Origin of the sequence: Psychrobacillus sp. NPDC096426, assembly GCF_044762745.1 — a bacterium.
In the GTDB taxonomy this organism is placed as follows: domain Bacteria; phylum Bacillota; class Bacilli; order Bacillales_A; family Planococcaceae; genus Psychrobacillus.
Map to the genome: position 1 here is coordinate 179,753 of NZ_JBIWEX010000006.1, position 20,978 is coordinate 200,730.

Sequence of the window (20,978 nt, forward strand, 5' to 3'; positions counted from 1 at the left end):
TTCAGATTCTTATTAGATGATGACTTTCTGCCTCTGTGTCTATCCGTAGATCAGAGGCTTTTCTTTTGTCGGTATAAATGGCCAATTCTTATAGGAGGTGCCAAGATGAGCAAAGCAATTGAAACAAAAAAAGTGCAAGTTCAAGATATTGCAGAAAAGTTTAAAGCTGCCGCTTCTGTAGTAGTAGTTGATTACCGTGGTTTAAACGTTGCGCAAGTAACAGAATTACGTAAACAACTTCGCGAAGCTGGTGTGGAATTCAAAGTTTACAAAAACTCACTTACACGCCGTGCTACGGAAGTAGTTGGAGTTGACGGGATTAATGAACATCTTGTTGGTCCAAACGCAGTTGCATTTTCTAACGAAGATGTAATAGCACCTGCAAAAATCATTAATGATTTTGCTAAAAAGAACGAACAGCTTGAAATCAAAGCTGGTATTATCGAAGGAGCAGTAGCATCTGCTGAAGAAGTGAAGGCATTAGCAGAACTTCCATCACGCGAAGGACTTCTTTCTATGCTTCTTTCAGTACTTCAAGCTCCAATGCGCAACTTTGCGCTTGCAACAAAAGCTGTTGCAGAACAAAAAGAAGAACAAGGCGCATAATTCATTACGCGGCGTAAGAAGAAAAAAACGGCGAACAGCCTAAAAATTATCCAATTATAGGAGGAAATTATAATGAACAACGAGCAAATCTTAGAAGCTATCAAATCAATGACAGTTCTTGAATTAAACGACTTAGTAAAAGCAATTGAAGAAGAATTCGGTGTAACAGCAGCTGCTCCAGTAGCAGTAGTTGCAGGTGGCGGTGCTGCTGCAGCTGAAGAAAAAACTGATTTTGACGTAATCCTTGCATCTGCAGGCGATCAAAAAATCAAAGTAATCAAAGTAGTTCGTGAAATCACTGGTCTTGGTTTGAAAGAAGCTAAAGAATTAGTTGACAACGCTCCAAAACCACTTAAAGAAGGCGTTTCTAAAGATGAAGCAGAAGCTTTCAAAGCTCAACTTGAAGAAGTTGGCGCAGGCGTAGAAGTTAAGTAATTTTTGTACAGCATGAAGAAAAAAGCTCGTCAGTAAACGACGGGCTTTTCTTCGTATGTATTGTGGAGGGTTATTCGGTGTCTGATCATTATTATTCTAGAAAACCTCAAACGGAAAGTAAACCACGTCATTGGAATTTTACATTGCTCGGTCATAATTTTCGATTTGAAACAGATGCTGGTGTATTTAGTAAGAGCGAAGTAGATTTTGGCTCCCGTGTATTAATCGATGCTTTTGAAGTGCCTGATCAAGAAGGCGACTTTTTAGATGTAGGGTGTGGATATGGGCCGATAGGTCTTTCCATTGCAAAAGCAAATGAAGAAAGAACAGTTCATTTAGTAGATGTAAACACACGTGCAATCCAACTTGCAGAAAAAAATGCTGCTGCTAACGGGATACAAAATGTACGAATCTATGAAAGTGATGGGTTGTCAGCAGTTACTACTGCAAACTTTGCGGCTATTATAACTAATCCACCGATTCGCGCTGGAAAAGAAACTATTTTTCGTTTTTACAAAGAGTCCTATGAGAAGTTGGTTTCAAAGGGAGAATTGTGGGTTGTGATTCAAAAGAAACAAGGGGCACCATCTACTTTTAGCTATTTAGAAGAGATTTTTGGTCAAGTGGAAGTTGTAGATAAAGCAAAAGGCTACTGGATTATAAAAGCTACAAAAGATTGACTTGACAAAATCGCTATGATATTATAATAAAATGCAAAAATATTATTTTGAGGACGTATGCCCTTTTGAATAAAATTTATTAAAAATGGGTATACTGGCCGAGAAAAAGTTTGGTTAATCGAAAAATGAGCTCTTATTAAGAACTCGTTTTCTTTTTGTCTTTCGATATCATACACCAAAATGTATCTATCGAAAAGACCTATTATCGCTTTATTGAGGGGTGAATGAGTTGACAGGTCAACTAGTTCAGTACGGACAACACCGCCAGCGCAGAAGTTTTGCGCGTATTAGTGAGGTGCTAGAACTTCCGAATCTAATCGAAATTCAAACAGCATCTTACGAATGGTTCCTTGAAGAAGGTTTACGTGAAATGTTTAAAGATATTTCACCAATCGAGGACTTTACAGGCAATCTATCACTTGAATTTGTCGACTATAGTTTAAACGAACCGAAATATTCCGTCGACGAATCGAAAGAACGTGACGCAACATATGCGGCACCACTGCGCGTAAAAGTGCGTCTCCACAACAAAGAAACGGACGAAGTGAAAGAACAAGACGTCTTTATGGGTGACTTCCCACTGATGACAGAAACAGGTACTTTCGTAATTAATGGTGCTGAGCGCGTTATCGTATCTCAGTTAGTCCGTTCACCAAGTGTTTACTTCCATGACAAAACAGACAAAAACGGTAAAAAAGGTTTCGGGGCAACTGTAATCCCAAACCGCGGTGCATGGCTAGAATATGAAATTGATGCAAAAGACGTAGTGTACGTCCGTATCGATCGCACACGTAAATTACCAGTGACTGTTTTACTTCGCGCATTAGGCTTTGGATCCGATCAAGAAATCATCGATTTAATCGGTGACAATGAATATTTACGTAATACGCTTGAAAAAGATAACACGGAAACGTCTGAAAAAGCGTTACTGGAAATCTATGAGCGTTTGCGCCCTGGTGAACCACCAACAGTTGAAAGTGCAAAGAGCTTATTATACTCTCGCTTTTTTGACCCAAAACGCTATGATCTAGCAAATGTTGGTCGTTACAAAATGAATAAAAAACTGCATATAAAAAATCGCTTGTTCAATCAAACAGTTGCAGAAACGTTAGTCGATCCAGAAACGGGTGAGATATTAGTAGAAGCTGGTACACTTATTGATCGTCGTGTACTAGATAAACTGATTCCTCATTTGGAAAATGGAATTGGCTTCAAAACATTATCCCAAGTTGGTGGTGTTTTAGAAGATGACATTACGATTCAGTCGATTAAAATATTTGCACCAAATGATGAAGAACAAAAAGAAATTAATGTAATTAGCAATGCGTATGTGGAAAACGAAGTGAAAAACATTACGCCTGCTGATATTGTTTCTTCTATTGGTTATTTCTTTAACTTATTATTTAATGTTGGAAACACAGATGATATTGATCATCTTGGTAACCGTCGTTTACGTTCAGTTGGAGAATTACTACAAAACCAATTCCGTATTGGGCTTTCTCGTATGGAGCGTGTGGTGCGTGAACGTATGTCTATTAACGACACACAATCAATCGTACCTCAACAATTGATTAATATTCGACCAGTTATTGCATCTATTAAAGAATTCTTTGGTAGCTCGCAATTATCTCAATTCATGGACCAAACAAACCCACTTGCTGAACTTACGCACAAACGTCGTCTGTCAGCGCTTGGACCCGGTGGTTTAACACGTGAGCGTGCTGGTTTTGAAGTACGTGACGTTCACTATTCTCACTATGGTCGTATGTGTCCAATCGAAACACCAGAGGGTCCGAACATTGGACTTATTAACTCACTTTCAAGCTTTGCCAAAGTGAATAAATTTGGATTTATTGAAACACCGTATCGCCGAGTTGACCCAGAAACAGGCTTAGTAACGATGCGCATTGACTATTTAACTGCCGATGAAGAGGATAACTACGTCGTAGCACAAGCAAACTCTCCATTATCAGATGAAGGTGCGTTTTTAAACGACGAAGTAGTAGGTCGTTTCCGAGGAGATAATACGGTATTTAGAAAAGAACAAGTAGATTACATGGACGTTTCACCAAAACAAGTTGTTTCTGCAGCAACGGCATGTATCCCATTCTTAGAAAATGATGACTCGAACCGTGCATTAATGGGAGCGAACATGCAACGTCAAGCTGTTCCACTATTAAATCCGGAAGCTCCGTTTGTTGGAACTGGTATGGAACATGTAAATGCACGTGATTCTGGAGCTGCTGTTATTGCGAAGTATCACGGAATCGTAGAGCATGTAGAAGCGAAAGAAATTCGTGTGCGACGTATCGAAGAGGTAGATGGAAAAGAAGTGAAAGGTGATTTAACTTCTTATAAAATCCATAAATTCGAACGATCTAACCACGGAACATCTATAAACCAACGTCCAATTGTTAAAATTGGAGATCGAGTAAAACCACTTGATATTCTTGCAGATGGGCCATCTATGGAACAAGGAGAGCTTGCTCTAGGGCGTAACGTGCTAGTGGCCTTCATGACATGGGATGGGTACAACTACGAGGATGCTGTCATTATGAGCGAACGCCTTGTGAAAGATGATGTATATACTTCTGTGCATATTGAAGAATACGAGTCAGAATCACGAGACACGAAACTTGGGCCAGAAGAAATCACAAGAGACATTCCAAACGTCGGAGAAGATGCACTACGCAACTTAGACGATCGCGGGATTATCCGAGTAGGTGCAGAAGTACGTGATGGCGATATTTTAGTTGGTAAAGTAACACCTAAGGGAGTTACAGAACTTACTGCTGAAGAACGTCTACTACATGCAATTTTTGGTGAAAAAGCACGTGAAGTTCGTGATACATCACTACGTGTGCCTCATGGTGCTGGTGGGATTGTATTAGATGTAAAAGTCTTTAATCGCGAAGATGGCGATGAATTATCTCCAGGTGTTAACCAATTAGTTCGTGCTTATATCGTTCAAAAACGTAAAATCTCCGTTGGGGATAAAATGGCCGGACGTCACGGTAACAAAGGGGTTATCTCACGAATTCTTCCAGAAGAAGATATGCCATTCCTCCCAGACGGCACACCAGTTGACATCATGTTAAACCCACTTGGTGTACCATCACGTATGAACATTGGGCAAGTATTAGAGCTACACTTAGGTATGGCTTCTAGGTTGCTTGGAGTTCATATGGCATCACCAGTATTTGATGGTGCCAACGAAGAAGATGTGTGGACCACAATGGAAGAAGCAGGTCTAAACCGAGATGGTAAAACCACTTTATATGATGGGCGTTCAGGTGAACCATTCGATAACCGCGTTTCTGTTGGGGTTATGTATATGATTAAACTTGCCCACATGGTAGATGATAAGTTACATGCTCGCTCAACTGGACCTTACTCACTCGTTACGCAACAGCCTCTTGGAGGGAAAGCGCAATTTGGTGGACAACGTTTCGGAGAGATGGAAGTATGGGCACTAGAAGCATACGGTGCGGCTTATACATTACAAGAAATTTTAACTGTTAAATCCGATGACGTTGTGGGACGTGTAAAAACGTACGAAGCAATCGTTAAAGGAGAAAGCGTACCAGAACCTGGTGTTCCGGAATCATTCAAAGTATTGATCAAGGAATTACAAAGTTTAGGTATGGACGTTAAAATGTTAACAATTGACGAAGAAGAAATTGAACTTCGTGATTTAGATGAAGATGACGATATCCCAGCAGCGGATGCCCTTGGAATTTTGCCACAAGCGAATGAAGAGGAACCAGTCGGAACTGTGGAATAAAAAATAAAAATCGGACAGGTGATACCTGTCCGAATTTCCGTATAAAATTGCATAATGCAGAGCTACTTGGAAAGTCTTTTTAAAAGACACAAGACTAAAGGGAGGTAGGCTCCTTGATAGACGTTAATAATTTTGAGTATATGAAAATAGGTTTAGCTTCACCTGATAAAATCCGTTCATGGTCTTATGGAGAAGTAAAAAAACCAGAAACGATTAACTATCGTACATTAAAACCAGAAAAAGATGGTTTATTCTGTGAGCGTATTTTCGGTCCTACAAAAGACTGGGAATGTCACTGTGGTAAATACAAACGTGTTCGATATAAAGGTGTCGTTTGTGATCGATGTGGAGTAGAAGTTACACGTGCGAAAGTTCGTCGTGAACGTATGGGTCATATCGAATTAGCTGCACCAGTATCACATATTTGGTATTTCAAAGGTATTCCAAGTCGTATGGGTCTACTTTTGGATATGTCTCCTAGATCACTCGAAGAAGTAATTTATTTTGCTTCTTATGTAGTTATCGAGCCAGCAGATACACCACTTGAAAAGAAACAATTACTTTCTGAAAAAGAATACCGTGCATACCGTGATAAATTTGGTACTAAGTTCCAAGCTGCTATGGGTGCGGAAGCTATAAAACGTCTACTTCAAGAAATTGATTTAGAAAGTGAAACAGAAAGCTTAAAAGAAGAGTTAAAAACAGCACAAGGACAACGTCGTACACGTGCGATTAAACGTTTAGAAGTAGTTGAATCATTCCGTAACTCAGGAAACAAACCTGACTGGATGATTTTAGATGTACTTCCGGTAATCCCACCAGAATTACGCCCAATGGTTCAACTAGACGGAGGCCGTTTTGCTACTTCCGATCTAAATGATTTGTATCGTCGTGTTATTAACCGTAACAACCGTTTAAAACGTTTATTAGACCTTGGTGCTCCTAGCATTATTGTTCAAAATGAAAAACGTATGTTACAAGAAGCGGTTGATGCTTTGATTGATAATGGTCGTCGTGGCCGCCCAGTTACTGGTCCAGGTAACCGTCCATTAAAATCACTATCCCATATGCTGAAAGGGAAACAAGGGCGTTTCCGTCAAAACTTACTTGGTAAACGTGTAGACTATTCTGGTCGTTCCGTTATCGTAGTAGGACCAAACTTAAAAATGTATCAATGTGGACTTCCAAAAGAAATGGCCATTGAGTTATTCAAACCATTTGTGATGAAAGAACTTGTTGAACGTGGGTTAGCTCATAACATTAAGAGTGCGAAACGTAAAATTGAACGTATGCACGCAGAAGTTTGGGATGTACTAGAAGAGGTTATTAAGGAGCATCCGGTTTTATTAAACCGCGCACCTACTCTTCACCGCCTAGGTATCCAAGCATTCGAACCGACATTAGTAGAAGGTCGTGCAATTCGTCTTCATCCATTAGTATGTACAGCTTATAACGCTGACTTCGATGGTGACCAAATGGCCGTTCACGTTCCTCTATCTGCAGAAGCACAAGCAGAAGCGCGTCTATTAATGCTTGCAGCACAAAACATTCTAAACCCGAAAGACGGAAAACCAGTTGTTACACCTTCCCAAGATATGGTTTTAGGAAACTATTACTTAACGCTTGAACGTAAAGGGGCAACAGGAGAAGGTACTACGTTCTACGGTCCAGAAGAAGTGCTAATTGCTTACAATACGGGGCATGTTCATTTGCATACGCGTATCGCGATTGCAGCAGGTTCCTTAAATAACCAAACATTTACGGAAGAACAAAACAAGATGTTATTGTTAACAACTGTAGGTAAAGTAATTTTCAATGAAATACTACCAGAAACGTTCCCGTATATTAATGAACCAACGGATTTCAACTTACAAATTGAAACTCCTGAAAAATATTTTGTCTCTACAACGACAGATGTGAAAAAGCATATTGAATCTATGGATCTTGTACAGCCTTTCAAGAAAAAAATTCTTGGAAATATCATTGCAGAGGTATTTAAGAATTTCCACATAACGGAAACTTCTAAAATGCTTGACCGCATGAAGGCACTTGGATTTAAATATTCTACTAAAGCAGGTATTACAATTGGTATCTCGGATATCGTCGTACTTCCTGATAAAGGTGAAATTCTAGAAGAGGCACAAGGTAAAGTAGATAAAGTAATGAAACAATTCCGCCGTGGTTTAATAACGGAAGATGAGCGTTATGCGAGCGTAATCGGACATTGGAGTAAAGCGAAAGAAGTAATTCAAGATAAGCTGATGAAAACCCTTGATAACATGAACCCAATCTTCATGATGAGTGACTCTGGTGCCCGTGGTAACGCATCTAACTTTACTCAACTTGCAGGTATGCGTGGACTTATGGCCAACCCGGCAGGACGAATTATCGAACTTCCGATCAAGTCATCTTTCCGTGAAGGGTTAACTGTACTCGAGTACTTCATTTCTACACATGGTGCTCGTAAAGGTCTTGCCGATACAGCACTTAAAACAGCCGATTCAGGTTACTTAACTCGTCGTCTAGTAGATGTTGCGCAAGATGTAATTGTTCGGGAAGACGATTGTGGAACAGACCGTGGCTTACTGATTGGCTCACTTATGGAAGGCACGGAAGTGATTGAAGAGTTTGGTGAACGTATTGTTGGTCGCCATACGAAGAAAACAATTTTCCATCCTACTACAAATGAAGTCATCTTAGAAAAAGACGGACTAATTACACAAGACGTTGCTCGTGTTATTGAAGAAGCAGGTATCGAAGAGCTGACAATTCGTTCTGCATTCACATGTAATACAAAACATGGTGTTTGTAAGAAATGTTACGGTCTAAACTTAGCAACTGGCGATACGGTTGAAGTTGGGGAAGCAGTTGGTATCATTGCTGCTCAATCGATCGGAGAACCAGGTACACAGTTAACGATGCGTACATTCCATACAGGTGGGGTTGCAGGAGACGATATTACACAAGGTCTTCCGCGTATCCAAGAAATCTTCGAAGCACGTAATCCAAAAGGGCAAGCTGTTATCTCAGAAATTACAGGTATTGTTACGGAAATTGATGAAATAAGAGAAGGCCAAAAAGAAATCACTATTCAAGGTACTGTAGAAACACGTAAATACTTAGCACCATATAATGCACGTTTAAAAGTTCATTTAAACGATGTTGTTAATCGTGGTCAAGTATTAACAGAGGGTTCTGTAGATCCGAAAGAATTGTTAAAAGTAAAAGACGTTTCGACTGTTCAAGAGTACTTGTTAAAAGAAGTACAAAAAGTTTATCGTATGCAAGGGGTAGAAATTGGGGATAAGCATATCGAAGTAATGGTACGCCAAATGCTTCGTAAAGTCCGAATTATTGAAGCGGGCGAAACGGACCTACTTCCAGGTTCATTGCTTGATATCCACCAATTTGCTGAAGCGAACAAAGATGCTGTTTTACAAGGTAAAATTCCTGCAACTTGTCGCCCAGTAATCCTTGGTATTACAAAAGCCTCTCTTGAAACAGAATCGTTCTTATCTGCTGCATCCTTCCAAGAAACGACTCGTGTCTTAACTGACGCAGCGATTAAAGGAAAACGTGATGAATTGTTAGGATTGAAAGAGAATGTAATTATCGGCAAATTAGTTCCTGCTGGTACAGGAATGCAACGTTATCGTCAAATTCAAATTTCACCTAACGAAGCAGATGCGGAAAAACAAGCAGTAAACGCTGAGTAAGGAAATCATTATTAGGGAGAACATTTTCTCCCTAATAATTTTCATGATAAGTGTTGACACTTTTTTCAAGAAATGATAATATACTTAAGGTTGATAGTTATCGGACTTGTAGCTTTGGAGGATATGAAAATGTCTTATGAAAAAGTAAAGCAAGCGAAAAAAACAATCATTGGTACAAAGCAAGCAGTAAAAGCAATGAAAAAAGGGCTTGTCAAAGAAGTTTATATTGCGCTTGATGTAGAAGAAAAAATCATTGAACTAGCACGACTAACAGCAGAAGAAAACAATGTATTTATTCACTATGTTGAGTCTAAAGTAGATCTTGGTAAAGCTTGTGGAATGCGCGTAAGCGCGTCGGTAGTAGCTATTACTGTGTAACAGTTTTTGTGTAAAACACAAAAGCTTTGTTTTTACCCAAAAAATGAACCACCTGGATGTGTGGTATTAACAAGATAAAATGAAGGGAGGAGTAATCGATGCCTACAGTTAACCAATTGGTCCGTAAGCCTCGTCAATCCAAAAGCACGAAATCTAAATCACCAGCGTTAGGAAAAGGCTACAACAGCTTTAAAAAATCAGCTACGAATCTTAACTCACCTCAAAAGCGTGGGGTTTGTACTCGTGTTGGTACTATGACGCCGAAAAAACCAAACTCAGCACTTCGTAAATATGCACGTGTACGTTTAACGAATACGTTAGAGGTAAACGCATATATTCCGGGTGAAGGCCACAACCTTCAAGAACACAGTGTTGTTCTTCTTCGCGGCGGACGTGTAAAAGACTTACCAGGGGTACGTTATCATATCGTACGTGGTGCTCTTGATACTGCTGCAGTTAATGGTCGTATGCAAAGCCGTTCACTTTACGGTGCAAAACGCCCTAAAGAAAAAAAATAATTTAATCAATAATTTGACATTCGTCGAAAGGAGGAAAACACATGCCTCGTAAAGGTCCTGTTTCCAAACGTGACGTGTTACCAGATCCAATTTATAATTCAAAACTAGTAACTCGTTTAATCAATAAAATGATGGTTGATGGTAAAAGAGGTACTTCTCAAAAAATTCTATACGGAGCGTTTGATCTTGTAAAAGAACGTTCTGGTAAAGATGCATTAGAAGTATTCGAAGCTGCATTAAACAATGTAATGCCAGTTCTAGAAGTTCGTGCTCGTCGTGTTGGTGGTGCAAACTACCAAGTACCGGTTGAAGTACGTCCTGATCGCCGTTCAACTTTAGGTCTTCGCTACCTAGTTAACTATTCACGTCTTCGTGGAGAAAAAACAATGGAAGAGCGTTTAGCTAACGAAATTCTTGACGCATCTAACAATACTGGTGCTTCTGTTAAGAAACGTGAAGATATGCACAAAATGGCTGAAGCTAACAAAGCATTCGCACACTATCGTTGGTAAGATCTTCTTTAAAATGATACCTAATCCGAAATTGGAAGGAGAAATACAATATGGCTAGAGAGTTCTCCTTAGAAAAAACACGTAATATCGGGATCATGGCTCACATCGATGCTGGTAAAACGACTACTACGGAGCGTATTCTTTATTACACTGGTAAAATCCACAAGATTGGGGAAACTCATGAAGGTGCATCACAAATGGACTGGATGGAGCAAGAGCAAGAACGTGGTATTACAATCACTTCTGCTGCAACAACTGCTTCTTGGGATAACCACCGCGTAAATATCATCGACACACCAGGACACGTAGACTTCACAGTTGAAGTTGAACGTTCACTACGTGTACTTGATGGTGCGGTTACAGTACTAGATGCACAATCTGGAGTTGAACCACAAACTGAAACAGTATGGCGTCAAGCTACAACTTATGGCGTACCACGTATTGTTTTCGTTAACAAAATGGATAAAACGGGCGCGGATTTCTTGTATTCTGTAGGAACACTTCATGACCGTTTACAAGCTAATGCTCATCCAATTCAGTTACCAATTGGTGCTGAGGATCAGTTCAGTGGAATTATTGACTTAGTAACGATGAAAGCTACTATGTATGGTAATGACTTAGGAACAGACATCCAAGAAACAGAAATTCCTGAAGAATACAAAGCGCAAGCTGAAGAATACCGTGAAAAACTAGTTGAAGCGGTAGCTGAACTTGACGAAGATTTGATGGAAAAATATCTTGGTGGAGAAGAAATTACGAACGAAGAATTAGTTGCTGGTATCCGTAAAGGTACTTTAAACGTAGAATTCTATCCAGTAGTATGTGGTACTGCATTTAAAAACAAAGGTGTTCAAAAAGTTTTGGACGCAGTTGTTGCATACCTTCCATCACCACTAGATATTCCTGCTATGAAAGGGATCGACCCTGATACTGAAGAAGAAGTTGAACGTCATTCAGATGACGCAGAACCATTCTCAGCATTAGCGTTCAAAGTAATGACAGACCCTTATGTTGGTAAGTTAACATTCTTCCGTGTATATTCTGGTACATTACAATCAGGTTCTTATGTACAAAACTCTACAAAAGGTAAGCGTGAGCGTGTAGGACGTATTCTACAAATGCATGCTAACTCTCGTGAAGAAATCTCAGAAGTGCACTCTGGAGATATTGCAGCGGCTGTAGGTTTAAAAGATACAACTACTGGTGATACATTATGTGATGAAAAAGCTCTAGTAATTCTAGAATCTATGGAATTCCCAGAACCAGTTATTTCACTATCTGTTGAACCAAAAACAAAAGCAGACCAAGATAAAATGGGTCAAGCTTTACAAAAACTTTCTGAAGAAGATCCAACTTTCCGCGTGCATACTGACCAAGAAACTGGTCAAGTAATTATCGCTGGTATGGGTGAACTTCACCTTGATATCTTAGTAGACCGTATGCGTCGTGAGTTTAAAGTAGATGCTAACGTGGGTGCTCCACAAGTATCTTACCGTGAAACTTTCCGCTCTGCAGCTGAGGTTGAAGGTAAATTTGTTCGCCAATCTGGTGGACGTGGTCAATTCGGACACGTTTGGATTGAATTCTCTCCAAACGAAGAAGGAAAAGGCTTTGAATTTGAAAACGCAATCGTTGGTGGGGTAGTACCACGTGAATATATTCCAGCTGTTGAAGCGGGTCTTCGTGACGCACTTGACAACGGGGTAATCGCAGGGTTCCCATTAATCGATATTAAAGCTAGATTATTCGACGGATCATACCATGATGTTGACTCGAATGAGATGGCATTTAAAATTGCAGCATCTATGGCATTGAAAAATGCTGTATCTAAAGTAAACCCAGTACTTCTTGAGCCAATCATGAAAGTAGAAGTTGTTATTCCTGAAGAATATTTAGGAGACATCATGGGTGATATCACGTCTCGTCGTGGTCGTGTTGAAGGTATGGATGCTCGTGGTAACGCACAAGTAGTACGTGCAATGGTTCCACTTGCTGAAATGTTCGGATATGCAACGTCTTTACGTTCTAATACGCAAGGACGCGGAGTATTCTCTATGGTATTTGATCACTATGAAGATGTTCCTAAATCAATTTCAGAAGAAATTATTAAAAAACATAAAGGTGAATAATTGATATTTCACCTGAATTAAAGTATAACTAGTTTATAGAGTATAAAAGATAGGGGGACGTACGCCCTCTACCTTTTATCATAAAAAAATCATACAATTACTGAGGAGGATCTCTCTAATGGCTAAAGAAAAATTTGACCGTTCAAAAACGCATGCTAATATTGGTACAATCGGACACGTTGACCATGGTAAAACAACTTTAACTGCTGCTATCGCAACAGTTCTTTCTAAAAAAATGGGTGGTACAGCTAGATCTTACGCTGATATCGATAACGCACCAGAAGAAAAAGAACGCGGTATTACAATCAATACTTCACACGTTGAGTATGAAACAGCATCTCGTCACTACGCACACGTAGACTGCCCAGGACATGCTGACTATGTTAAAAACATGATCACAGGTGCAGCTCAAATGGACGGCGGTATCTTAGTAGTATCTGCTGCTGATGGTCCAATGCCACAAACTCGTGAGCATATCCTTCTTTCACGTCAAGTAGGTGTTCCTTACCTAGTTGTATTCATGAACAAATGTGATATGGTTGACGACGAAGAACTTCTTGAATTAGTTGAAATGGAAATTCGTGACCTTCTTTCAGAATATGAATTCCCAGGCGACGATATTCCAGTAATTAAAGGTTCTGCTCTTAAAGCTCTTGAAGGTGAACCAGAATGGGAAGAAAAAATCGTTGAACTAATGGACGCTGTTGATAGCTATATCCCAACTCCAGAACGTCAAACTGACAAACCATTCATGATGCCAGTTGAGGACGTATTCTCAATCACTGGTCGTGGTACTGTTGCTACTGGACGTGTTGAACGTGGACAAGTTAAAGTAGGAGACGTTGTAGACATCATCGGTATTACTGAAGAAGCAAAATCTACTACTGTAACTGGAGTAGAAATGTTCCGTAAACTTCTTGACTATGCTGAAGCTGGGGATAACATCGGTGCTCTTCTTCGTGGGGTAGCTCGTGAAGAAATCCAACGTGGACAAGTATTAGCTAAACCAGGCTCAATCACTCCACACACTGACTTCAAAGCTGAAGTTTATGTTCTTTCAAAAGAAGAGGGTGGACGTCATACTCCATTCTTCTCTAACTACCGCCCACAGTTCTACTTCCGTACAACTGACGTAACAGGCGTTTGTAACTTACCAGAAGGCGTAGAAATGGTTATGCCTGGAGACAACATCGAAATGACTGTTTCTCTAATCTCTCCAATCGCTCTTGAAGAAGGTACTAAATTCTCTATCCGTGAGGGTGGACGTACTGTAGGCGCTGGTGTAGTTGCTACTATCACTAAGTAATTAATGATATAATTTTTAGAATCCATCTCGTGACGACGAGATGGATTTTTTTGTGCTTAGGAATTTTTTAATTTTATACCATAAATATAGAGCATTCCACTTTTAAATAGTACGTAATTGAACGTAATATAGGGATAATGCGTCGGAAATAGCTTTTTCGGTGACCGCTGCGATTTTCACTGCAGTCGGACGCTTTCCGCCGGGTGAGCGATGAGCCATCACCGCCGCTTGCGCGTACGTTGTGATGTCTCATTTGCCCACTCATCCGCTGGAGTCCCCGCCTGCAGCGAAAATCAAAGAAAATTGCTAGCTAATCAGCTTCAACTCATACAGTATATGGTTGAACTAGACAAAATCCACTACGAACGCAACAAACTAGCCTTCGAGCACGACACAGACTACCCCGAGCGTGATAAAAAGACCGCTCAACACGACAAACCCGAAGATTCTATCCGTAAGACGCAGTATCCCTATATTGTGAACTATACTTTTTTGTGCTTAAAAATAGTGTAAACTGGTTATAAGAGGTGATGTCTAATGAATGCACAAATTTTATTAATTGAAGACGATCAACTGATATTTGAAATGATTAAAGAGCGATTTCTACAATGGTCGCTTGATGTAATCCGACCGAATGACTTTCAAAAAGTGATGCATGTATTTATTGAGCAAAAGCCACAATTAGTCATTATTGATATACAATTGCCGTCTTATGATGGCTTTCATTGGTGTAGAGAAATTCGTCATATTTCTAAAGTGCCAATTATTTTCTTATCTTCCCGAGATCATCCAATGGATATGATTATGGCGATGCAGATGGGTGCAGATGACTTTGTACAAAAGCCATTCAATATGGATGTGCTACTTGCAAAGGTGCAAGCATTATTGCGAAGAACATATGATTATCAGGAAGAGAAACTGGACGTTAGTAATTGGAATGGTGCAATCATTGACTTCGCAAAAAGCGAAGTGAGAAAGCTAGAAAAATCGATTGAACTCACTAAAAATGAGCTTTTTATACTGCGTATTCTCTTAAAATCTGTGGATGCGATCGTTTCCCGGGATGAATTAATGCGGGAACTTTGGGATGATGAGCGATTTGTAAATGATAATACTTTATCTGTAAATGTAAATAGATTGCGATTAAAGCTAGAGGAAATTGGATTAACAGAGGTTATTGTAACGAAAAAAGGATTAGGCTATATGGCAATCACGAAAGAGGGGTAAAGTTAATTGTTCATCTCGTACATAAAAGAAAGAAGAGCGTGGATTCTCTTTTTCGTTGGCTTGCAAATTTGGTTGAACATCATACTAACTTTAGATATTGCATTTCAAGATGTTTCTATTCTTTATATTAACCTTGTAGATATAATAGCCTTTCTTCTATTCATTTGGTGGAGGTATAGGAAAGAAACAGCTTATTATAAAGCATTAAAAGAAAGTGCAATGTTAGCTTCCCTTCCAGAAGGTGAGTCCTGCTTTGAGAAGAAAATGACGAGTATTATGGAAGAATTGATATTAGTAAATACAGAGGAATTGAATCAGTTAAAAGTGCAGCATTTAGAAGAGAATGATCGCATTTTATCATGGATTCATGAAGTGAAGACTCCTTTGACTGGTATGCGTCTTATTATCGATGCTGTACAGGAACGGCCATTGCAGGAGAAACTGGAGGTCGAGTGGTTAAGAATTCACTTATTATTAGACCAGCAGCTCCATCATACAAGATTACCTTCCTTGGAAAAGGATTACTTAGTGGAGAACGTTCCACTTCAAAAAATAACATATACAGAAATTAAAGAACTGCAAGCATGGTGCATGCAAAAAGGAATTGGTTTTGAAATTGACCTCCTGCAGGAAGAAGTGCTGACTGACCAAAAATGGTTAGCATTTATCCTCAGGCAAGTATTATCGAATGCAGTTAAGTACAGCGATGCAGATAAGGAAATTCACATTTTTTCTAGAAAAGACGAAGCAGGTCATACCGTTTTGACTGTAAAAGACTTTGGAAGTGGGATAACGAAGGCAGACCTACCTCGTATTTTTGAAAAGTCATTTACTGGTACAATGGGAAGGAATACGGTTGCTTCCACTGGAATGGGCCTATATTTAGCAAAAAATGCAGCAGATAAATTGGGGATACGAATAGATGTGGATTCTAAAATTGGTGAAGGCTCTGCGTTTTCATTACGATTCCCTCTAAAAAACGAAATGAGTAGAATAGCTAGTAGGTGACAAAATTGTCACCTACTTTATTCGTTTGTCATGTAAATCGAACGATTAACAAAACAAAAAGCCTTACACTAGAGTTAATACGATGTAGGAGGTACATGCATGACTATTTTAAGCGGACGTAAGATTAGAAAAGTTTATGGGAAAAAGTCAACTGCACAAGAAGTATTGAAAGGGATAGATATGGAAGTACAGGAAGGGGAATTTGTTGGGATTATGGGACCATCGGGTTCTGGAAAAACAACATTGCTAAATGTACTAGCATCTATTGATAAAGTAACAGAAGGCGTTATTGAAATAAGTGGTCATAATTTACGTACGATGAAAGAAAGGGAGCTTTCTAATTTCCGTCGTGAACAATTAGGGTTTATCTTTCAAGACTATAATCTGTTAGATACATTGACAGTGAAGGAAAATATATTATTACCACTTTCCATTAGTAATATTTCCAAAAAAGAAGCGGAAGCACGTTTTCAAGACCTTGCTAAAACATTAGGAATTGGTGATCTCGCGAATAAATATCCAAACGAAATATCTGGAGGACAAAAGCAAAGAACATCCGCAGCACGTGCTTTGATCAGTAATCCCACTGTAGTCTTTGCTGATGAGCCAACAGGGGCTCTAGATTCTAAAGCAGCTACTGCACTGCTCAGTAATCTAGAGAAAATTAATCTTGATAAAAAAGTGACGATTATGATGGTCACTCATGATGCGGTTGCCGCAAGTTTCTGTTCACGCGTGTTATTTCTAAAGGATGGGCAATTATATACGGAACTATATAAAGGCGAGAAAGACCGGATGCGATTTTACCAAGAGATTATGAGTACGCAAAGTGTACTTGGCGGTGATGGCTATGACGCTTAGTCAATTGGTTTTCCGAAGCATGAAGAAAAATATTAAGCACTATTATTTATATTTCTTTGCACTTATATTCAGTGTGACACTTTACTTTTCTTTTGTTACTTTGCAATACAATCCTAGTATAGTGGATGTATCTCAAGGGGTAAAGGTTACCGCTGGGTTGAAGGCCGCATCGTATATATTGTTATTTGTAGTAGTGTTCTTTGTTCTGTATGCCAATCTTTTGTTTATGAAAAGAAGAAGTAAAGAAATTGGGCTCTACCAGCTAATAGGGATGTCTAAAGGGCTTGTGACAAGGCTATTAGTGTTAGAGAATACGATTCTATGGGTTAGTGCACTTGCGTTAGGTGTAGGACTAGGATTTTTAACTTCTAGAATTTTCGCGATGGTTTTACTGCGCATTCTAGAAAAAGATGTGTTGGTTCAGTTAGTATTTTCAGTTGAAGCTCTGCAAATGACAATTTTCGTGTTTCTGGTGTTATTGATTGTAGTGTTGATCCAGACAGCAATTGGTATCCGACGAGTCTCATTACTTGCGTTGTTTACGGCAAACGCAACATCCGATGTAAAAGTGAAGAAATTTAATAGGTTTCAAATGTTACTTGGCTTCATAGGCCTTTTATTAATCGGTTATGGGTATTATTTGTCTACTACTTTATTCGAACTAGATAGTAATAATCCTAATATGCTTCTATACAAAATGCTCGCTATTTTAGGTTCAACAATTGGAGGAACATTTTTTGTTTTTCGATTTTCAGTAGCATTCTTATTGAATTTAATTCGAACACAGAAAAAAGGACATTTGTCTATTCAGGATGTATTGTCGCTATCGCCAATTATGCATCGAATGAAATCGAATGCTATGTCGTTAACTGTAATTACAGTGATATCCGCTACAGCATTAGGAATTCTTTGTTTGTCGTATATCTCGTATTACTCAGCAGGTTCATCGGCAAAACAGAGCATACCGTTTGATTATATTGTCATGAATGACCAAGGCAAGGCATTTATAGAGAGATTAAATGAGGAAAAAATAGAATTTACACAAACGGATATTGAATTGTTGGATGTGGAAGTCAATACCACGGATTTATATGCTAGTGACATGCCGGCCGGGATAAGTATGATAACTAAAGGACCCATGACAATCTCAAAGCTTAGTGATGCACAACAGGTAATCCCAGAGCTTTCGTTAAAAGCAGGGGAAGGGTATATCACTGGCTATAGCAGTATGATGTCAGAAATAGTGGAACTGAAGGAAAATAATCCGGTACAGCTAACAACATCGGATGGAGAAGAAGCTATTACAATTAAAGAAATCAAATCGGATTCATTACTTGCGTATTACCTAACAGGTGCCGGCATGACAATAGTTGTAACGGATGATCAATTTGAAAAACTTACAGCTGACGCTAAGATCAAACAACAAACGACATGGGAAAAACAAGTTGGTATCGATTTAGCAGATAAGGCGCAGCTAAAAGAGGTTCAAGCGATATACGAGGAAACAACAAATAATGGTCATTTTGAAGTTACAAAAGATGATGGTGTAATTATCAGCGTGAACATGGATTCTAAAGAAGAATATAGATTGTCGATGCTAGATATATTTGGACTAATTATCTTTGTAACAGGCTTCTTAGGCTTAGCGTTTTTAATGACTACTGGTAGTATCTTATACTTTAAACAAATGACGGAAGCGGAAGAAGAGAAAGCTTCCTATACAGTGCTTAGGAAAATTGGTTTCACTACTAATGAGCTGATGAAAGGAATTTATAAAAAGCAGTTGTTTAACTTCGGCGTTCCTTTAGTTATAGGTTTAGCACATAGTTACTTCGCTGTAAAATCTGGATGGATGCTATTTGGTACAGAACTAGTAGCGCCTTTACTAATCACGATGGGTATTTATGTGATTTTATATTCGATCTTTGCATTTCTCTCTATTGGTTACTATCGAAAAGTTGTAAATGAATCATTGTAATGATTAATAAGGGAAATGCCTCTTTGTTTGGAAAGCAAAGGGGCATTTTTCCATTGACATTAAGACTCATAACATATAAACTTTCTCATATTAGTAATCTAGTGTGTGAAAGTGAGTGTTTATATGAATGCTGTTTTAATAGCGGTAATAGTTATGTTAGTTTTGAGTTTACTTCGAATAAATGTTGTATTCTCGTTGACAATAGGTGCAATTGTAGGTGGTCTTACAGCTGGTTTATCTATTACAGAGACGATTGATTCATTTACAGATGGATTAGGTGATGGTGCAGCAATTGCTTTAAGTTATGGGATGTTAGGTGGTTTTGCAATCGCCATCTCTAAAACAGGAATTCCTGAGTTACTAGTTATGACAATTTTGAAATTAGTAAAACGCAATGGAGATACACAAAAAGTTGGTCTAGCAAAAGCATTAGTTTTCTTTGTTCTACTGTTGATGGCTATTTTCTCCCAAAATTTAATACCAATTCATATTGCTTTTATCCCGTTATTAATCCCTCCAATTTTAAAAATATTAAACTTAATGAATGTCGATCGTCGATTGATCGCGTGTATTTTAGCGTTTGGATTAATAACACCTTATATGAGTTTGCCATTTGGCTTTGGGTTAATTTATCAAGAGATTGTAGCTAAACAGATAACTGCCGCAGGAGAAGCGATTTCAACATCAGATGTATATGGACCAATGTTAATTCCGGCTATAGGGATGGTCGTAGGTTTGATCATCGCGTTTATCATGTTCCGAAAACCACGCCAATATAAAGATCTAGAAACGAATGAGGCAGCAGAGGTAGAAGTAACAATTAAAAAGAAAAATGTTGTTTTTACTATAATTGCGCTTTTAGCTGCTGTTGTTGTACAAATACCTACAGGATCCATGATTTTAGGAGCGCTAGCAGGAGTTGTTATATTATATATAACAGGGGCGCTTAAGTGGAGAGAAGCGGATCAGTTATTAACAGATGGTATGCGTATGATGGCGTTCATAGGGTTGGTTATGATAGCTGCTAGCGGATTTGCAGCAGTAGTGACAGACTCAGGTGATGTGGAAAAGCTAGTAACTGCTTCTACTTCTATAATGGGGGACAATAAAGGTCTTGCGGTACTCATCATGTTACTGATAGGATTGGTCATTGATATGGGTATTGGTTCCTCGTTTGCAACGATTCCAATTATTGCAGTTATTTTTGTACCGATTGCTCAAGAATTTGGTTTAAGTCCTGCCGCGATTATTACGCTAATCGGAACAGCGGGTGCATTAGGTGATGCTGGCTCTCCTGCTTCGGATTCTACGTTAGGCCCAACAGCAGGATTAAATGTAGATGGTCAACATAATCATATTCGAGATACTTGTGTTCCAACGTTTTTTATATTTAATATTCCACTGATTGTTTTTGGATGGGTTACGATTATGTTCTTTTCGTAATCAAAACATATTAATAGAAGGAAAAGGATGATCTTTAACGAGGTCATCCTTTTATTACATTACGCGAAAGCCGGTTCCTAATATGTATCGCTTATTAGTGATACTGCGTCTTAGTAAGTTGAATAAAGTGTCCGCAATGATTTTCGCTGCAGGGCGGACGCTTTCCGCGGGGTGAGCGATGAACCTTCACCGACGCTACGCGTGCGTTGTGAAGTTTCATCTGTCTCACCAGAGGAACGAAGGCTAAGAGCGCCACATCGTGTGGCAACGCCTTCGTGACCAACATCCTGTTGGCCTCCGCTGGAGTCGCCGCCCTTCCGCGAAAATCAAAGGAGCTTGCTGACCAATTAGTTTCTCGCTTTATAAACCAAAAGTTTTATTAGAATCAAAGAGGAAA

The 20,978-nt window shown here is 39.1% G+C and carries 15 protein-coding genes and 1 other annotated feature (1 of these 16 cut by a window edge); all 15 genes read left to right on the forward strand.

Going from position 1 to position 20,978, the window contains the following annotated elements:
- Positions 1–73 (forward strand) — a sequence feature (ribosomal protein L10 leader region); it begins 71 nt to the left of the window's first position.
- Between the two features lie 32 nt (positions 74–105).
- The 15 genes from rplJ (at position 106) to ACIQYS_RS07450 (ending at position 20,581) form a co-directional block, all read left to right on the forward strand.
- Complete coding sequence (rplJ, locus tag ACIQYS_RS07380; protein WP_402976916.1) at positions 106–606, forward strand: 50S ribosomal protein L10; 501 nt, start codon at positions 106–108, stop codon at positions 604–606.
- Positions 607–678: 72 nt separating this feature from the next.
- Positions 679–1,041 carry a 50S ribosomal protein L7/L12 gene (gene rplL, locus ACIQYS_RS07385; RefSeq protein WP_144512652.1) on the forward strand — a complete coding sequence of 121 codons (363 nt, stop codon included), beginning with the start codon at positions 679–681 and terminating at the stop codon, positions 1,039–1,041.
- A 77-nt stretch (positions 1,042–1,118) separates the two neighbouring features.
- Entirely contained in the window at positions 1,119–1,721 is a 603-nt protein-coding gene (locus tag ACIQYS_RS07390) for a class I SAM-dependent methyltransferase (RefSeq protein WP_402976924.1), read from the forward strand.
- Positions 1,722–1,950: 229 nt separating this feature from the next.
- Positions 1,951–5,505 (forward strand): DNA-directed RNA polymerase subunit beta, encoded by a 3,555-nt coding sequence (gene rpoB, locus ACIQYS_RS07395; protein WP_402976928.1) that lies wholly within the window; start codon positions 1,951–1,953, stop codon positions 5,503–5,505.
- Between the two features lie 113 nt (positions 5,506–5,618).
- Entirely contained in the window at positions 5,619–9,221 is a 3,603-nt protein-coding gene (gene rpoC / locus ACIQYS_RS07400; RefSeq protein WP_402976931.1) for a DNA-directed RNA polymerase subunit beta', read from the forward strand.
- Between the two features lie 129 nt (positions 9,222–9,350).
- Positions 9,351–9,599 carry a ribosomal L7Ae/L30e/S12e/Gadd45 family protein gene (locus tag ACIQYS_RS07405; RefSeq protein WP_402976934.1) on the forward strand — a complete coding sequence of 83 codons (249 nt, stop codon included), beginning with the start codon at positions 9,351–9,353 and terminating at the stop codon, positions 9,597–9,599.
- A 98-nt stretch (positions 9,600–9,697) separates the two neighbouring features.
- Complete coding sequence (rpsL, locus tag ACIQYS_RS07410) at positions 9,698–10,117, forward strand: 30S ribosomal protein S12 (RefSeq protein WP_093274835.1); 420 nt, start codon at positions 9,698–9,700, stop codon at positions 10,115–10,117.
- A 41-nt stretch (positions 10,118–10,158) separates the two neighbouring features.
- Positions 10,159–10,629: a 30S ribosomal protein S7 gene (rpsG, locus tag ACIQYS_RS07415; RefSeq protein ID WP_142538182.1), complete on the forward strand. Its 471-nt coding sequence runs from the start codon at positions 10,159–10,161 to the stop codon at positions 10,627–10,629.
- Positions 10,630–10,679: 50 nt separating this feature from the next.
- Positions 10,680–12,758: an elongation factor G gene (gene fusA / locus ACIQYS_RS07420; protein ID WP_402976937.1), complete on the forward strand. Its 2,079-nt coding sequence runs from the start codon at positions 10,680–10,682 to the stop codon at positions 12,756–12,758.
- A gap of 118 nt (positions 12,759–12,876) precedes the next feature.
- A complete protein-coding gene (gene tuf, locus ACIQYS_RS07425; RefSeq protein WP_402976940.1) occupies positions 12,877–14,064 on the forward strand; it encodes an elongation factor Tu in 1,188 nt (395 codons plus the stop codon).
- A 537-nt stretch (positions 14,065–14,601) separates the two neighbouring features.
- Positions 14,602–15,291 (forward strand): response regulator transcription factor, encoded by a 690-nt coding sequence (locus tag ACIQYS_RS07430; protein WP_402976943.1) that lies wholly within the window; start codon positions 14,602–14,604, stop codon positions 15,289–15,291.
- A 6-nt stretch (positions 15,292–15,297) separates the two neighbouring features.
- Positions 15,298–16,299 carry a sensor histidine kinase gene (locus ACIQYS_RS07435; RefSeq protein WP_402976946.1) on the forward strand — a complete coding sequence of 334 codons (1,002 nt, stop codon included), beginning with the start codon at positions 15,298–15,300 and terminating at the stop codon, positions 16,297–16,299.
- Between the two features lie 99 nt (positions 16,300–16,398).
- Positions 16,399–17,160, forward strand: coding sequence for an ABC transporter ATP-binding protein (locus ACIQYS_RS07440; protein WP_402976949.1), 762 nt, complete (start codon positions 16,399–16,401; stop codon positions 17,158–17,160).
- Positions 17,150–19,138 (forward strand): FtsX-like permease family protein, encoded by a 1,989-nt coding sequence (locus ACIQYS_RS07445; RefSeq protein WP_402976952.1) that lies wholly within the window; start codon positions 17,150–17,152, stop codon positions 19,136–19,138. Before ACIQYS_RS07440 ends, ACIQYS_RS07445 begins: the two co-directional genes overlap by 11 nt.
- 123 nt (positions 19,139–19,261) lie before the next feature.
- On the forward strand, positions 19,262–20,581 hold the full coding sequence (locus ACIQYS_RS07450) for a Na+/H+ antiporter family protein (RefSeq protein ID WP_402976955.1): 1,320 nt from the start codon (positions 19,262–19,264) through the stop codon (positions 20,579–20,581).
- Positions 20,582–20,978: the final 397 nt, after the last annotated feature.

Excerpts from the sequence above, each read along its gene's own strand:
- rplJ (WP_402976916.1), top strand. The coding sequence starts at position 106 with ATGAGCAAAGCAATTGAAACAAAAAAAGTGCAAGTTCAAGATATTGCA.
- rplL (WP_144512652.1), top strand. The coding sequence starts at position 679 with ATGAACAACGAGCAAATCTTAGAAGCTATCAAATCAATGACAGTTCTT.
- ACIQYS_RS07405 (WP_402976934.1), top strand. The coding sequence starts at position 9,351 with ATGTCTTATGAAAAAGTAAAGCAAGCGAAAAAAACAATCATTGGTACA.
- rpsL (WP_093274835.1), top strand. The coding sequence starts at position 9,698 with ATGCCTACAGTTAACCAATTGGTCCGTAAGCCTCGTCAATCCAAAAGC.
- rpsG (WP_142538182.1), top strand. The coding sequence starts at position 10,159 with ATGCCTCGTAAAGGTCCTGTTTCCAAACGTGACGTGTTACCAGATCCA.
- fusA (WP_402976937.1), top strand. The coding sequence starts at position 10,680 with ATGGCTAGAGAGTTCTCCTTAGAAAAAACACGTAATATCGGGATCATG.
- tuf (WP_402976940.1), top strand. The coding sequence starts at position 12,877 with ATGGCTAAAGAAAAATTTGACCGTTCAAAAACGCATGCTAATATTGGT.
- ACIQYS_RS07430 (WP_402976943.1), top strand. The coding sequence starts at position 14,602 with ATGAATGCACAAATTTTATTAATTGAAGACGATCAACTGATATTTGAA.
- ACIQYS_RS07440 (WP_402976949.1), top strand. The coding sequence starts at position 16,399 with ATGACTATTTTAAGCGGACGTAAGATTAGAAAAGTTTATGGGAAAAAG.
- ACIQYS_RS07445 (WP_402976952.1), top strand. The coding sequence starts at position 17,150 with ATGACGCTTAGTCAATTGGTTTTCCGAAGCATGAAGAAAAATATTAAG.
- ACIQYS_RS07450 (WP_402976955.1), top strand. The coding sequence starts at position 19,262 with ATGAATGCTGTTTTAATAGCGGTAATAGTTATGTTAGTTTTGAGTTTA.